This window comes from Bradyrhizobium aeschynomenes (assembly GCF_013178945.1).
Classification (GTDB): Bacteria; Pseudomonadota; Alphaproteobacteria; order Rhizobiales; family Xanthobacteraceae; genus Bradyrhizobium; species Bradyrhizobium aeschynomenes.
The window spans coordinates 14,283-27,978 of the sequence record NZ_JABFDM010000010.1; the positions used below are offsets into that span (position 1 = coordinate 14,283).

A 13,696-nucleotide genomic window follows, 5' to 3' on the forward strand; every position below is an offset into this window, starting at 1 on the left:
AATCGATCCGCGGCGGGCAGCTGTCTCCGATGAAAGGTGCCGTCCCTGTCGAGGGACGGCAGTTTCAGGGAGGATTGCGACGATGAGCCTATGGTCGATGGTCAGGCGCAGCAGCGCCGGCAAACGTCTCGTGTCATGATGCCGAGCAAGTCGAGACGTGCCGTAGACGAAGTGGTCGCCATTCCGTCTGACAGCGTCGGCGATCGGCTCGTCTTCAACTAATCACGTCGACCGAAAGCGTCGTGAGTGAATTAAGCGTGAGATAATCCGGTCGGCGGCAACGCCGTCGGTGCAGCTCCGCGTAGCAGGCTGTACGTCATGACGGCGTGCCGTCCGATGCCGGTGGTTTCCGATCGAGCGGCCTGAGATCGTTCTCTCCGACGCGATCGGCGAGCAGGATGAGCCAATTCAATGTTGATTTCTGAATAGCAGAAATGTCGGCCCGTCCTGCCAATCCCGTGGCTACGTCGCGGAAATCCGACCAGCGCCGATAGAAATCGATCAGGTCGCGCGGCGGATCCCTGCGGCGGCGACGTGGGCCGCCTTCGCGGCCTTGGCTTTTGTTCGGCGCACTCATTGGGATCGCAGGCTAGCGCGTCGCGCGCTCTGGAGCCGCGTGAAAAAAGCGTGAAACGGCTTGGAAGCGCAAAACCACAATGTTAAGTTGCGAGCAGTTCATTGGCGGGGCAATGCAGATGGACGGCAAGCGGATCGAGATCAGCCTGTTCGGAGCCTGCGTCGTGCGCGCAGCGGGCCGCTCAGGCTTCGAGATCAGCGGCGCCAAGCACAAGGCTCTGTTTGCTCTTCTCGCGACAGCCCCGTTGGGGCGCCGGACGCGCAGCTTCCTGCAGACCATGTTGTGGGGAACGGCGTGCTACGACACGGGTCGTCAGAGCCTTCGGCGCGCCTTGTCGGATATTCGGCACGTCATGGGTGACGCCTTCGACGACGTTCTTCTCTGCACCAATTCTGACGTCACTCTCAATCTCGGGCGGGTCCGTTTCATCGGCCGTCCCGGAGCCGGCGAGGTTCTCGAGGGCCTTGCCATCCGCGAAGACGGCTTCAGCCGCTGGCTGAGCGCTCAGCGTCAGAATCCGGAGCAGCTCTACGCGCTCTACAGTCTGTCCGCGCAGCCTCCGCCAGCCCCGATGCTGCCGGCCGTGACGGTATTGCCGTTCCGAACCATCGCCGGCAGCCCCGATCACGCGATCCTCGGCGACTGGCTGGCTGAGGAAGCCTGCCGCTCGCTGTCGCGCTCGAACCTCCTCTCGGTCATATCCCACCTGTCGGCGCGCGCACTCGATCGGACTATCGTCGACGTGGCGATGGTCAGGACGCAGCTGGCCGTCGATTATTGCGTTGCCGGGACGCTGCGCGTCAGTGGCGGCGAGATTGCGCTCGATGCGGATCTTCTCGACGCCGAGTCGGGCCGCATTCTCTGGACGCGGCACTTTTCCGGCTCGCATGACGATTTCCTCGGCCGGTCAGCCGACGGGGTGTCGGAGATCGTGACGTCGGTGGGCCGCGCCATTGCCGACGATGCGATCACTCACGTCAGCGGTCGTCACCTCGCCAACATCGAGGACCATCGGCTTCTGCTTGCCGGCGTCGATCTCATGCATCGGCCGTCGTTGCGCGAGTTCGCCCGGTCACGCGAGTTGATCGAGGAAGCGCTCCGGCGCGCGCCGCATTCTGCCGAGACCCATGCCTGGTTCGGCAAGTGGCACGTGCTGTGTGTCTTCAACGGTTGGAGTACCGACCCGCCCAAGGACACGCAGCGCGCGATCGATTGCACGGCGCGTGCCCTCGACATCAGTCCCGACAGTTCTTTCGCACTCAGCATCGATGGCTTCGCCCAGAACAACCTGTTGCGCCGCATCGACACGGCGAGGAGCCGTTACGATGCCGCGCTTCGGCTCAATCCCAACGAGTCGATCGCGTGGCTGCTCAGCGGCGCGCTTCATGCGTTCACCGACGAGCCTGACGCCGCGGTGTTTGCTGCGACGAAAGCGCGCCGCCTCTCGCCCATCGACCCCTTCCGATACTTCTACGACTCGCTCAGTGCGAGTGCGCTGTTCGCAGCCGGCCGCTATGAAGAGTCGCTGGCGCTCTCGGACAATTCGTTACGGCTTCACGATCGGCATATTTCCACGCTGCGGACGAAGATCGCGGCACTTCATTATCTCGACCGCGACGACGAGGCACGCATCGTCGCCGCGGAGATCATCAGGCGGCATCCCGATTTCACGGTCGCTGGCTATCTGCGCGGCCATCCCGCGGGAGAGCACGAAAGCGGACGTCGCGTTGCCGCGGCATTGCAAGCAGCAGGCATTCCATGAAGTCGTTTGAAGGGAAGCTCATATGTCACAAGCGGGCGGGTTTGGTGGCTTCGGAGGATTTGGCGGGTTCGGCGGTTTTGGTGGTTTCGGAGGATTCGGCGGTTTTGGCAGCGCCAATTTCAGCGGGCTCGGCCCGTTCCTCGGTGCCGGAGCGGACCCCGTCTACGATCCGGCTCTCGTACAGGGCCTCCAGATTGCGGAGCAAGCCATCGCGCACGTCACCCACGGCCGTCCCGATCCGAAGGGACGGCAGGCGCCGTTCTCGGAGGCAGCGAACATGCGCTTCTGGGCCGATTGGGTCCGTTCTTCGGTCTATCTCACCGATTTCCTGAAAGATCTCGACTGGCACATCGACAGGCAGTCCGAAGCGGTCACGCTGCACTATGGCAGTCCGGGCTTTCTGAAGCTGGTGCGTCCGGCCATGGAAACCTTCAAGCAGCAGCTCGGAATCATGCGGCAATATCTCGATCAGCGGCCTGATCGATCATCTGAAGTGATGACGCAGCTGAGCTTCCCGACGCCGTATTTTGCGATGGTTCTCGGGCTGCAGACCAATCACCGCCACGTCTCGGAGCTGATTGCCGTCGTGCAGTTGTTGGCATCTCACGTGGCGATGGTCGCCAAGCATCATCTCGCATGTCGTCGGCCGGTGCATCTTGGTGCAACCGTGATGCCGATGATCCCCACGCCCGCACATGGCAGCTTTCCGAGCGCTCACGCAGCGGAAGCCTATGCCGTCGCTGAGATCATGGGGCACTTTGCCGCCGCCCACCAGAAGCACTTTGCCGATTTCGAGCGGCGCCGGGCGCTGCTCGCCAAACTGGCTGAACGTATCGCGGTAACGCGAACCGTTGCAGGCATGCATTTCCCGATCGACAGCTGGGCAGGCGCTCTGCTGGGCAAGGCCGTCGGCCAGATCGTTGCCGGCAAATGCGGATTGGAAGTCCAGGTCGGGTCGTTCGCATACGATGCGATCGGAAGCAGCGACTTCTTCAACAGCGATTTCGAGAAGCCCGACCGCACGCCCTTCGGCATCGAGCGGCAGAACAACAATTTCAAGGTGCGATCGAGCCCGGTGTTCGAATGGTTGTGGGAGCGGGCGGGCGAGGAGCTGGCGCGATGAAGCCGGCCGGGAAGAAGCGCGCGCGTTTCGTCATGCGGATCCCGCAAAGTCTCGGCCCGTATGAAACCTGGCTGTTCGGCGCTGGCAGGGACTACGCGCCTGCAAGCGTCGACATGTACTCGCGTCGCTATTTGACCGCGATCTCGGAGGTCGAGCCGTCGATTGAATTCAGCTTTATCCATCAGCTGGCGGCTCGTCATTCCCAACGGTTCCGGATCCCAACCTTGTGGAAACGCAACGAAGGCGGCAACGACCAATACGGGTTGCGGCATATCCCGTTCGTGATCGGCAGACCGAAATACAAGGCCAACATCGCGGAGCGGGCCGAAGCGCTCGACAGGCGGCTGCGCGAAGGAGTGAGTCCCGCGAAAGCCAAGCGACATCTCAGATCCGGCGGGGCGTTCTGTGGGCGATTTCGGGTCGGTCTGCCAATCGGCGCCGAGGCGATGAAGGACACCCTCGAGAGGCCGACTGCGCCATCCTGGCGTCCCGATGGCGAACTCCGAGCGCGTATCGGACGAGAGAAGCGGATCACGGTCGTGGCCGTGATCGACGATGGCCTGCCGTTCGCGCATCGGAACTTCCGCGATGCGACCGGCAGCCGGACCCGCGTCGAATTCTGCTGGCTGCAATCGGCCAAGGCGGTCTGCGATCAGACCAGTGTCCTGTTTGGCCGCGAGTTCACCCGCCGCGATATCGACGCCTGCATCTCGAAGTTCGGCGGCGACGAGGACGAGCTCTACCGTCACGCCGGTGCCACGGACGATACGGAGGGGCTGGCGAGCCTGCTGTCGCGGCATGCGACGCATGGCGCCCATGTGATGGATCTCGCCACGGGCTACGCGCCGGAGCGGCAAGAGAGGGCCGCGGAAGAGATTCGGATCATTGGAGTGCAGCTGCCAAACCTGCTCACGATCGACACGTCCGGGATCGGCAAGGACATGTACGTTCTGTCGGCACTGCATTACATTTTTGATCGGGCCGACCTGATCGCCAAGGGTTACGGGCAGGACCGGCTCCGCCTCGTGATCAATTTCAGCTATGGCTATTTCGGCGGCCCTCACGACGGAATGTTTGATATCGAGGGCGCGATCACCGATCTCGTTCGCGCCCGTCGCAGCCAGGGCAAGCCGACGGCGGTGGTATTGCCGACGGGGAACAGTTTTCTCGACGGTCTGCATGTCAGCGTGCCGGACGAGAGGTTTGTTCGGAGGAGTGTCGTCATTCCCTGGCGACTGCAGCCCAATGATCGCACCCCGAACTATCTCGAAATCTGGTTTCCCAAACAGTTCAAGCCACTCGGCTACACCGTGAGCGTGACGGATTCTTCGGGCGTCCAATTCCGGGGACTCCGCGTCGGCCTCGCGCGTGGCGACGAGAATCGGGTCGTTGCACTTTACGACCAGCACCGCTGCCAGGTCGGCCAGATGAGCGTCGATGAACGGAACGGCCGCTGGCGCGTGCTCGTCGTGACCGCGCCCTCGGAGCCGTACCCTGGCGAACTCCCGGCGGCGCGGGCCGGACTGTGGCAGATCACGATCAGTCGTGAGCCGGGCGCCGCGCGGCTCGAATGGCCGATCCACTGCTGGATCCAACGCGATACGGATCCGATCAGCGTCCGGTCTGGTGCGCGCCAGAGCTATTTCGATGACCCCGGCAATATTCGATTCGACGAGCGGGGAGCTCTCATGGAGCGTGATACGCCGACGGCGCTCGTGAGGCGCTTTGGCTCGCTCAACGGGCTGGCAACCTCAGAGATCGCACTGGCGGTCGCCGGATTTCGTCGCCGCTCGGCTGCCGAGGAGCAGGGGATGGTACCCTCCCGCTACAGCTGCGCAGGAACGCAAGACCTGGGACGCGTATCCTGCTCCTCTCTGTCCGACCGAACGGCAGCGCTCCCCGGTACCGTGGCCGCCGGGGTGCGGAGCGGGTCGCGCTCGATCCTGCAGGGAACGAGCGTCGCCGCGCCCCTCGTCGCGCGGCGTCTGGCAGAGGTCTTCGTGACGGCCAGCAACAAGCAGGTCGAGCGGGCCGAAGCCGACAATTATGTCAGTCTGCTGCCTGGGCCGCGGCTGGCCGAGAACGATGACCAGCTCGTCCGGCTCGGCAAGGTTGCTATGCCGCCGCATCGACAGATCGTCACATCATGATTCACCCACGCCGGTGCTTTCAATCACCGGCCCGGACGTGCGCAGCCGCAATCGCGTTCATTGCTTTTGCCAGCTCGATGTCGCGCGCGGTGACGCCGCCGGCATCGTGGGTGGCGAGCACGACCTCGACGGTGCGGTGGACGTTGCGCCACTCTGGATGATGGTCGCGCTTCTCGGCGAGCAGGGCGACGCGGGTCATGAAGCCGAAGGCTTCGTTGAAGTCGCGAAAGGTGAAGGTGCGGGTGATGGCCTCGCGGCCATCGACCTCGGACCAGCCGGGAAGGTCCCGCAGGGCGTTCGCGCGCGCCTCGGCTAACATTCGCTCCACCATGTCGAACCTCCCGTTCATCTCGTCGGTGCATCGGGGCGGCGCGGCAGATCCGGCCCTCTACGGGCATCGGCCTGCGTCGCGTCACTCGGACCGGCGCGCCAGAGTAGCAGAAACGGCATCCGGATCAGAGCCTTGTGACAAAACCGACGCGGACCCGTCATGCAACCGCCGGGATCGTCGCGCACTCGGGCTCCGGTAACCATGACGCAGATGTCACCCCGGACGGAAAAGAAATTTGCTACAGTTTCGGCCTAGCGAAGGACGAGGCCCTGCGGAGCTGCGCATAGAGCGGCCCCCAAGCGATCGGATCACCGGAGGACTGGACCTGGCAGACCCCCAGACCACGCCAGCGCAGCGCTCGCAGATGCGCCCTGCCGTGTTCGTCGTCATCGCCGGCATCCTCGCGGTCGTCGGCGCGCTGGCGGGCGCCTATTATTTTGCCATGCGTCCGGTGGTGCTGAAGATCGCCGTCGGTCCGCCCAACAGCGACGATCTCAAGGTCGTCCAGGCGTTGACCCAGGCGTTCTCGCAGTCGCATGCCTCCGTCCGGCTGCGGCCGGTTCCGACCGAGGGCGCCGGCGAGAGCGCGCAGGCGCTGGCCGCGGGCAAGGTCGATCTCGCCATCGTGCGCGGCGACCTTGAGGTGCCGAAGAACGCGCAGGCGGTCGCGACCCTGCGCAAGAACGTGGCCGTGCTGTGGGTGCCACCCGCAGGCAAGGGAAAGGGTCGCAAGGGCGCGGCCAAGATCACCAAGATCTCGCAGCTCCCTGGCCATAAGGTCGGCATCATCGGCCGCACGCCGGCCAATGCCAATCTGCTGAAGGTGATCCTGCACCAATACGGCGTCGACGCCGGCAAGGTCGAGATCGTCCAGTTTCCGATCACCGAGGCGGCCGAGGCCGTCCGCAACCAGCGGGCCGACGTCTATCTCGCCGCCGGCCCGATCAACAGCAAGATCACGGCCGATGCGATTGCGGCCGCCACCAAGGATGGCGGCGTGCCGACATTCCTGGCGATCGATTTGGCCGGAGCCATCGCGCAGAACCATCCCGAATATGAGGCGGCAGAAATTCCGGCCGGCGCCTTCGGCGGCTCGCCCGACCGCCCTGAGGATGAGGTCAAGACGATCAGCTTCAGCCACCACATCGTCGCGCGCAGAGGGCTCGCCGAGTCGACCGTCTCCACCTTCACCCACCAGCTGTTCTCGGTGCGCCAGCAACTGCTGTCGGAATTCCCTCTGGCCGCCAAGATCGAGACGCCGGACACCGACAAGGATGCCGCAATCCCCGCCCATCCCGGTGCTGCGGCCTTCGTCGATGGCGAGGAGAAGACCTTCCTCGATCGCTACAGCGACTACATCTGGTGGGGCCTGATGGCGCTGTCTGCGATGGGCTCGGCCGGCGCCTGGTTCGCCGGTTACCTCAAGCGCGACGAGCGGACGATCAACACCACGCTGCGCGACCGGCTGCTGGAGATGATCACCATCGCACGTAAGAGCGACTCGACCGAGGAGCTCGACCAGCTCCAGGCGGAAGCCGACGAGATCCTGCGCAACACGCTGACCTGCTTCGAGGACGGTGCCATCGAGCATGCGGCCCTGACCGCCTTCAACATCGCGCTCGAGCAGTTCCACAATGCGGTCGCCGATCGCAAACTGATCCTGATGAGCATGCCCGCCAACCTGCAACGCACGGGCGCGCAATTGCGCGCCGCCGGCACCTGAGCCGATCTCGGTCATCTTCGTACGGCGTCCGGCATTGGCCCCATGTGCTGGGGCGAGCGGCCTTGTAATTTCAACGTCATCAATCTTTTCTAGGTCTGCGGCGTCCTGGCAGTGCGGTTCCGCGCGCCATCCGACGAGGAGATCACATGACCATTCACATTCCACGCCCGCAGCTCCACAAGCTCTCCCGCCGCCGCTTCCTGTCGACGGCTGCTGTCGGCGTCGCGACGCTCGCGATGCCCGGTCTGAGCCGCGCCGCCGACCGGCCGCAGATCACGCATGGGGTGCAGTCCGGCGACGTCGGCATGGATGGCGGCGTCGTCTGGGCCCGCGCCGACCGGCCGTCGCAGATGATGGTCGAGGTCGCGACCACCGAATCGTTCAAGAACGCGCGCCGCCTGCCGCCCATTGCGGCGCTTCCTGAAAGCGATTTCACTGCCAAGATGCTGCTCGATGGCCTGCCGAGCGGTCAGGACATCTTCTATCGCGTCAAATTCCGCGATCTCTCGCACACCGCGGTCGAAAGCGAGGCGGTCGTCGGCCGCTTCCGCACGGCGCCGGGCAACAAGCGTGACGTGTCGTTCGTCTGGGGCGGCGATGTCGCTGGCCAGGGCTGGGGCATCAATCCCGACGACGGCGGCATGTTCACCTTCGCCACGATGAAGAAGCATCGCCCCGACTTCTTCTTGCACTCCGGCGACACCATCTACGCCGACGGCCCCATCAAGCCCGAGGTGAAGCTGCCGGACAACAAGGTCTGGAAGAACCTCACGATCGAGGAGAAGGCCAAGGTCGCCGAGACGCTCGACGAATTCCGCGCCGCTCACAAGTACAATTTCCTCGACGAGAATGTCCGCGCCTTCAATGCCGAGGTGCCGATCTTCGTGCAGTGGGACGACCACGAGGTCACCAACAACTGGTCGGCCTCCAAGGAATTGCCGGCCGCCTACAAGGAGCGCAACATCCAGCTGCTCGCCGCACGGGCCGCGCGCGCCTTCCACGAGATGTATCCGATGCGCGAGAGCATCAACGAGCCCGGCCGGATCTACCGGACCATCAACTACGGTCCGCATCTCGACGTCTTCGTGCTGGATGAGCGCAGCTATCGCGGCGCCAACGGCGCCAATCTCGAGGACAAGTATGGTCCGGCGTCCTACTTCATCGGGCCGGAGCAGCTGCGCTGGCTGAAGCAGGCCCTGCTGAGCTCGCGGGCGACCTGGAAGGTGATCGCCTCCGACATGCCGCTCAGCATCATCGTCTATGACGATGCGGCCAACAAGAAGGGCTCCGAAGCGATCGCGCAGGGAGATGGTCCCGCCCGTGGGCGCGAGCTGGAGATTGCCGAGATCCTGCGCTTCATCAAGACCGCACCGATCCAGAACACGGTGTGGCTGACGGCCGACGTCCATTACGCCGCTGCGCACTACTACGATCCGAACAAGGCGCAATTCCAGGACTTCGAGCCGTTCTGGGAATTCGTCTCGGGGCCGCTGCATGCCGGCACGTTCGGTCCGAACGAGCTCGACAACACGTTCGGCCCGGAGGTTCGCTTCATCAAGGCCCCCGGCCTCGACAAGCAGAACCTGCCGCCATCCGCAGGCATGCAGTTCTTCGGTCACGTCAAGATCGACGGCGCGAGCGGCCAGATGACCGTGACCCTGCGCGACCGCGCCGACGTCGCGCTGTGGTCGACCACGCTCGATCCGAAACTGGGCTGACGGTGTTTCGCTGCGGCGACGACTAATCGCGCCGCCGCAGCACGGCCTCTAGGCCATCGGTCGGGCAGGGCTTCGGGAGGCGCGGCCGGTCGGAAAACGCCGCCGGCACGCCGTCGGCGCCATAGCCGGTCGAGAATGCGAAGGGGATGCCGAGCGTGCTCAGCCGCTCGGCGATCGCAAAGCTCTTTTCGCGGACCAGACCGACATCCAGCAGCGCGAACTCCGGCGCGCGCTCCTCGATCATGGCGAGCGCCGTGGCAACGTTGGCCGCGATCCTGACCTCGGCCACGCCGAGGTCATTGATGGTGTCTTCCAAGCCGAGCGCAATGATCGGGTCGTCCTCGACGACCAGCACATGCTGATAGAGCTCGGGCACGCTGGGTTGCGAGCGGGTCATGTGATCTGCGGGTTCCAGGGTGAGGTTGGCTCCCGCAGCCGGCGCCTCATCACAAGCACGCTGGCGGGTTCCTGGAACCGAAGCCATCATATCGGAGTTCCTGTGTCTGTGCACTTGTGAACACAAGAAGCACGGATCACGCACATGCGTAGCGCGGGGGATTTCGATGCTGACCCAGACTGTGACGACACTTGCGCGTGAGCGACCCTATAACAATCTGCTGCGCCGATTGAGCCCACCGGATTACGCTCTGATCGCATCCTATCTGGTCGAGGACCAGGCGATGCCGAACGAGCTGCTGTATCGCCCCGGCGACGATGTGCAGATCGTCCATTTTCCCTGTGGCCCGGCGCTCACGTCCTACCTCGTTCCCAACGAGGATGGTCGCGACGTCGAGACCATTCTGGTCGGCCGCGAGGGCGCGGTCGGCGGCATCGTCAGCGAGGGTTTTCTTCCGGCCTATACGCGGATCGTCGTCAAGTTCGGCGGCCCGTTCGTCCGCCTGCCCCTGTCGCGGCTTGCCGCCGCCAAGCTGCAATCGAAGACGCTGCGCAACGTGTTCGCGCGCTATGCCGATTGCATGCTGGCGCAGATGTTTCAGTCGACCGCCTGCAACGCCATCCACTCGATCGAGCAGCGCACCGCGAAATGGATCGTCGCGGCGATGGACCGTACCGACGGCGAGCCGACGGTGCCGTTGACCCATGAGCAGCTCGCGACCCTGCTGGGCGTTGGCCGCTCCTATGTCAGTCGTGTCGTCCAGACTTTCCGCGCCGAGGGCGTTCTCGAAACCAGACGCGGCGCCTTCATGGTGCGGGATTTCGACGCCCTGAAGCAGCGCTCCTGCCTGTGCAACGAGGCGGTGAAGACCCATTTCGAGGAGGTCCTGCGCGGCGTCTATCCGACGGAGCAGGCCGCCGCCGGCTGATACGAACACGTCATTGCCATCGGCGCCGGGACCTTGCCATAGTCCGGATGCAACCGGACGATGGGAGTCATGGACGGCGCCGTTCTTCATGCGATCTTCGACGTCGCCGCCTGGCTCAGCGCGGCCGCTGCCGGCTGGTGGCTCACGCGCGGGGCGCGCGTCAGCTTCCCGAAGCCGTCGACCGAATGGCCCTATGTCGCCGCGCTCGTGTTCGGCGCCGGGTTGGGCGCCTATCTGTTCGGGACCTTGAACCTGTGGCTGTCCGGCATGACCGGGCTGGCGCGTTCGGTCGAAGGCGCGCTCGCCGGCGGCATCGTGGCGGTCGAGCTCTACAAGTGGCGGCACGGCATCGTCCTGCGCACCGGCGCGCGCTTCGCGCTGCCGCTGGCGGTCGGTATCGCGGTCGGCCGTATCGGCTGCTACGCCGCCGGGCTCGATGATTTCACCTATGGCACGCCGACGGCCCTGCCTTGGGGCCACGATTTCGGCGACGGCGTTCTGCGTCATCCGGTGCAGCTCTATGAAAGTCTGGCGATGGCGGCCTTCGCGGCATTGTACATCATCGCGGTCTTCAGGCGGAGCGACTCCATCATCGCCAACGGCTTCTATCTCGCGCTGCTGGTCTACGGCCTGCAGCGCTTCGCCTGGGAATTTCTCAAGCCCTACGGGCCGGTGATCGGCCCGCTCACGCTGTTTCATCTGTTGTCGCTCGCCATCGCCGTCTACGCCGCGGTCATGCTGGCGACCGCGCCGCAACCGAAGGCCCTGCATGAACGCGCCGCTGCGTAAGTCTCGCCCCTATGTGTTCTGGGGGCAGACGCAATCCCTCTGCGAGACCTGCCTCGAGCTGGTGCCGACCAAGATCCAGATCCTCGACAACGAGGTCTGGTACGAAAAGCGCTGCAAGCAGCACGGCGTGCAGTCGACCCTGGTCTCCGACGATGCCGCCTACTGGCGGCGCTGCAAGTCCTTCATCAAGCCGGGCGACACGCCGCTCAGCTTCCAGCGCCGCACCGAATATGGCTGCCCCTATGATTGCGGTCTGTGCCCGGACCACGAGCAGCATTCCTGCCTGGCGCTGATCGAGATCACCGATCACTGCAACCTGACCTGCCCGGTGTGCTTCGCCGAGTCGTCGCCGCAGCGCGCGCATTTCACGCCGCTGGCGACCGTCGAGCGGATGCTGGATGCGCTGGTGAAGAGCGAGGGTGAGCCCGACCTGGTGCAGATCTCCGGCGGCGAGCCGACCTTGCACCCGCGATTCTTCGACATCCTTGCCGCGGTTCGCGCCCGCCCGATCCGTCACGTCATGATCAACACCAATGGCCTGCGCATCGCCCGCGAGCCGGATTTCGTCGCGCGGCTGGCTGAGAACAAGCGCGGGTTGGAGGTCTATCTGCAGTTCGACTCGCTGTCGCGCGCCGGTCTTACCAACATTCGCGGCGCCGATCTGCGCCGCATCCGCCAGCAGGCGCTGGAGAACCTCGAACGCGAGGGCATCTCGACCACGCTGGTCGCGACCATCAAGCGCGGCGTCAACGACGACGAGATCGGCGACATCGTTCGTCACGCGCTGGAGTGGACATGCGTGCGCGGCGTCACCTTGCAGCCGGTGCAGGACGCCGGCCGCAACGCCGATTTCAACAAGGACACCGACCGTATCATGCTGTCGGAGATCCGCCGCCGCGTGATCGAGACCGGCGTGTTCGGCGATGATGACATGATCCCGCTGCCCTGTAATCCCGAGAGCATCTCGATCGGCTACGGCCTGCGCAACGGCACGACCGTGCTGCCGCTGACCTCGATGGTGCCGCAAGAGGAATTGCTGTCGGTGATGCCGAACACGATCAGCCCGGAGAAATATCCGGTCTTGCGCGACAAATTCGTCGAGCTGTTTTCGCTGTCGTCGGGGCCGCTCAACACCGGCGAGCGCGTCGCCGAATTCCTCTGCTGCCTGCCGTCCGTCCAGGTGCCCGATAATCTCGGCTATGAGCACGTGTTTCGGGTGACCATCGTGCAGTTTCTCGACCGCTTCAATTTCTGCGTGGGCAACGTCAAGCGCTCCTGCATCCACTTCGTCACCGAGCGCGGCGAGATCATCCCGTTCGACACCTACAACCTGTTCTACCGCAGCGGGGCCATCGATGGCATCCGCGCACGAATCGGGGAGGGGCGGATATGAGCAAAGCACTCATCCGTGTTGTTCGACCGATTCAAGGGTGATGACCATGACTGAACGCCCGATTCTTCCCCCCGAGCTCCCGCCACGACAGCAACGCTCCGGCTGTCTGACCGCGCTCGGCGTCGTGGCCGGCCTGATCCTGCTGTTTCCCATGGCCTGCGTCCTCGTCGTCTTCCCCAATCAGATCACGCGCAATGATCTGGTCGATCCGGTCGGACTGCTGTTCATCGGCGCTGCGCTCGCCGGCGTCGTGCTGATCGTGCTCGCCGTCAGGCGCGGGCGGGGGCCGCCATGACATCGCCTGCGCAGCCGTCGGCTGCGCGCGGCTGCCTCACGGCGGTGGCGTCCATCCTGATGCTGCTGATCGGGCTGGTGCTGCTCGCGCCGGGCTTGCTATGCTTGATCACTGAGCGGAATCTCCCGGGCCTGTTCGCCGCGCTTGCGCTCGGTGCCGTGGTGCTCGGCTTGTTTCTGGTCCTTGCCGCGATTCGCCTGATGATGCCGCGCCGCCATGGATGATGATCCGTTTCACCGCCGTCCGCCGTTGTCGCCCTTCCTGGAGGAGGTGCGCCGCGTGCGCGAACCGGCAAGCCTTGTGGCGACGGTGGGCGCGATCCTCGGCGGCCTTGCGCTGGCGTTTCCGTTCGGTTGCGTGATGGCGTTCATGCGGCGCGAATGGAACGAGTTCGGCGGCCTGTTCGGTCCGGGATCGATCCTGGCCGGCATGGCCGTCGCGGGCCTCGTGATGATCGTGTTGGCCGCTCACCGCCGCTGGGGCTGAGCGAGCACTTCCCGCAGGGCCTTA

14 protein-coding genes are annotated in these 13,696 nt (G+C 64.6%); 11 read left to right on the forward strand and 3 right to left on the reverse strand.

Annotation, left to right across the window (positions count from 1 at the left end):
* Window positions 1-316: 316 nt before the first annotated feature.
* Window positions 317-577 carry a hypothetical protein gene (locus HL666_RS25185; protein ID WP_172133712.1) on the reverse strand — a complete coding sequence of 87 codons (261 nt, stop codon included), beginning with the start codon at window positions 575-577 and terminating at the stop codon, window positions 317-319.
* A 571-nt stretch (window positions 578-1,148) separates the two neighbouring features.
* Here HL666_RS25185 and HL666_RS25190 point away from each other — a divergent pair.
* From HL666_RS25190 to HL666_RS25200, 3 genes are read left to right on the forward strand one after another with little or no spacing between them, the layout of a single operon-like run.
* The gene (locus HL666_RS25190) at window positions 1,149-2,339 is read left to right on the forward strand and encodes a hypothetical protein (protein WP_246740003.1); all 1,191 of its coding nucleotides are present in this window, start codon (window positions 1,149-1,151) and stop codon (window positions 2,337-2,339) included.
* A 22-nt stretch (window positions 2,340-2,361) separates the two neighbouring features.
* On the forward strand, window positions 2,362-3,462 hold the full coding sequence (locus tag HL666_RS25195) for a phosphatase PAP2 family protein (protein ID WP_172133710.1): 1,101 nt from the start codon (window positions 2,362-2,364) through the stop codon (window positions 3,460-3,462).
* On the forward strand, window positions 3,459-5,612 hold the full coding sequence (locus HL666_RS25200; RefSeq protein ID WP_172133709.1) for a S8/S53 family peptidase: 2,154 nt from the start codon (window positions 3,459-3,461) through the stop codon (window positions 5,610-5,612). Before HL666_RS25195 ends, HL666_RS25200 begins: the two co-directional genes overlap by 4 nt.
* Window positions 5,613-5,631: 19 nt before the next feature.
* Here HL666_RS25200 and HL666_RS25205 read toward each other — a convergent pair whose 3' ends face one another.
* Window positions 5,632-5,943 carry a 4a-hydroxytetrahydrobiopterin dehydratase gene (locus tag HL666_RS25205; protein WP_172184180.1) on the reverse strand — a complete coding sequence of 104 codons (312 nt, stop codon included), beginning with the start codon at window positions 5,941-5,943 and terminating at the stop codon, window positions 5,632-5,634.
* Between the two features lie 376 nt (window positions 5,944-6,319).
* Here HL666_RS25205 and HL666_RS25210 point away from each other — a divergent pair, with 376 nt between their 5' ends.
* Entirely contained in the window at window positions 6,320-7,666 is a 1,347-nt protein-coding gene (locus tag HL666_RS25210) for a TAXI family TRAP transporter solute-binding subunit (protein WP_172113082.1), read from the forward strand.
* Window positions 7,667-7,812: 146 nt separating this feature from the next.
* Window positions 7,813-9,384, forward strand: a complete 1,572-nt coding sequence (locus tag HL666_RS25215; protein WP_172184182.1) for an alkaline phosphatase D family protein — start codon at window positions 7,813-7,815, stop codon at window positions 9,382-9,384.
* 22 nt (window positions 9,385-9,406) lie between these two features.
* On the opposite strand, the gene HL666_RS25220 is transcribed toward HL666_RS25215, so the two are convergent.
* Window positions 9,407-9,781: a response regulator gene (locus HL666_RS25220; protein ID WP_172113036.1), complete on the reverse strand. Its 375-nt coding sequence runs from the start codon at window positions 9,779-9,781 to the stop codon at window positions 9,407-9,409.
* 166 nt (window positions 9,782-9,947) lie between these two features.
* Here HL666_RS25220 and HL666_RS25225 point away from each other — a divergent pair, with 166 nt between their 5' ends.
* The 6 genes from HL666_RS25225 (at window position 9,948) to HL666_RS25250 (ending at window position 13,672) form a co-directional block, all read left to right on the forward strand.
* On the forward strand, window positions 9,948-10,709 hold the full coding sequence (locus tag HL666_RS25225; protein WP_172113035.1) for a Crp/Fnr family transcriptional regulator: 762 nt from the start codon (window positions 9,948-9,950) through the stop codon (window positions 10,707-10,709).
* Window positions 10,710-10,778: 69 nt separating this feature from the next.
* Window positions 10,779-11,498, forward strand: coding sequence for a prolipoprotein diacylglyceryl transferase (locus HL666_RS25230; protein WP_172113034.1), 720 nt, complete (start codon window positions 10,779-10,781; stop codon window positions 11,496-11,498).
* Window positions 11,479-12,891 carry a radical SAM protein gene (locus tag HL666_RS25235; RefSeq protein ID WP_172113033.1) on the forward strand — a complete coding sequence of 471 codons (1,413 nt, stop codon included), beginning with the start codon at window positions 11,479-11,481 and terminating at the stop codon, window positions 12,889-12,891. Before HL666_RS25230 ends, HL666_RS25235 begins: the two co-directional genes overlap by 20 nt.
* A 46-nt stretch (window positions 12,892-12,937) precedes the next feature.
* Window positions 12,938-13,186, forward strand: coding sequence for a hypothetical protein (locus tag HL666_RS25240; RefSeq protein ID WP_172113032.1), 249 nt, complete (start codon window positions 12,938-12,940; stop codon window positions 13,184-13,186).
* On the forward strand, window positions 13,183-13,410 hold the full coding sequence (locus HL666_RS25245; RefSeq protein WP_172112831.1) for a hypothetical protein: 228 nt from the start codon (window positions 13,183-13,185) through the stop codon (window positions 13,408-13,410). Before HL666_RS25240 ends, HL666_RS25245 begins: the two co-directional genes overlap by 4 nt.
* Window positions 13,403-13,672: a hypothetical protein gene (locus HL666_RS25250; protein ID WP_246739279.1), complete on the forward strand. Its 270-nt coding sequence runs from the start codon at window positions 13,403-13,405 to the stop codon at window positions 13,670-13,672. Before HL666_RS25245 ends, HL666_RS25250 begins: the two co-directional genes overlap by 8 nt.
* The last annotated feature ends 24 nt before the right edge of the window (window positions 13,673-13,696 follow it).

Excerpts from the sequence above, each read along its gene's own strand:
- HL666_RS25185 (WP_172133712.1), bottom strand. The coding sequence starts at position 577 with ATGAGTGCGCCGAACAAAAGCCAAGGCCGCGAAGGCGGCCCACGTCGC.
- HL666_RS25190 (WP_246740003.1), top strand. The coding sequence starts at position 1,149 with ATGCTGCCGGCCGTGACGGTATTGCCGTTCCGAACCATCGCCGGCAGC.
- HL666_RS25195 (WP_172133710.1), top strand. The coding sequence starts at position 2,362 with ATGTCACAAGCGGGCGGGTTTGGTGGCTTCGGAGGATTTGGCGGGTTC.
- HL666_RS25200 (WP_172133709.1), top strand. The coding sequence starts at position 3,459 with ATGAAGCCGGCCGGGAAGAAGCGCGCGCGTTTCGTCATGCGGATCCCG.
- HL666_RS25205 (WP_172184180.1), bottom strand. The coding sequence starts at position 5,943 with ATGGTGGAGCGAATGTTAGCCGAGGCGCGCGCGAACGCCCTGCGGGAC.
- HL666_RS25215 (WP_172184182.1), top strand. The coding sequence starts at position 7,813 with ATGACCATTCACATTCCACGCCCGCAGCTCCACAAGCTCTCCCGCCGC.
- HL666_RS25220 (WP_172113036.1), bottom strand. The coding sequence starts at position 9,781 with ATGACCCGCTCGCAACCCAGCGTGCCCGAGCTCTATCAGCATGTGCTG.
- HL666_RS25225 (WP_172113035.1), top strand. The coding sequence starts at position 9,948 with ATGCTGACCCAGACTGTGACGACACTTGCGCGTGAGCGACCCTATAAC.
- HL666_RS25230 (WP_172113034.1), top strand. The coding sequence starts at position 10,779 with ATGGACGGCGCCGTTCTTCATGCGATCTTCGACGTCGCCGCCTGGCTC.
- HL666_RS25235 (WP_172113033.1), top strand. The coding sequence starts at position 11,479 with ATGAACGCGCCGCTGCGTAAGTCTCGCCCCTATGTGTTCTGGGGGCAG.
- HL666_RS25240 (WP_172113032.1), top strand. The coding sequence starts at position 12,938 with ATGACTGAACGCCCGATTCTTCCCCCCGAGCTCCCGCCACGACAGCAA.
- HL666_RS25245 (WP_172112831.1), top strand. The coding sequence starts at position 13,183 with ATGACATCGCCTGCGCAGCCGTCGGCTGCGCGCGGCTGCCTCACGGCG.
- HL666_RS25250 (WP_246739279.1), top strand. The coding sequence starts at position 13,403 with ATGGATGATGATCCGTTTCACCGCCGTCCGCCGTTGTCGCCCTTCCTG.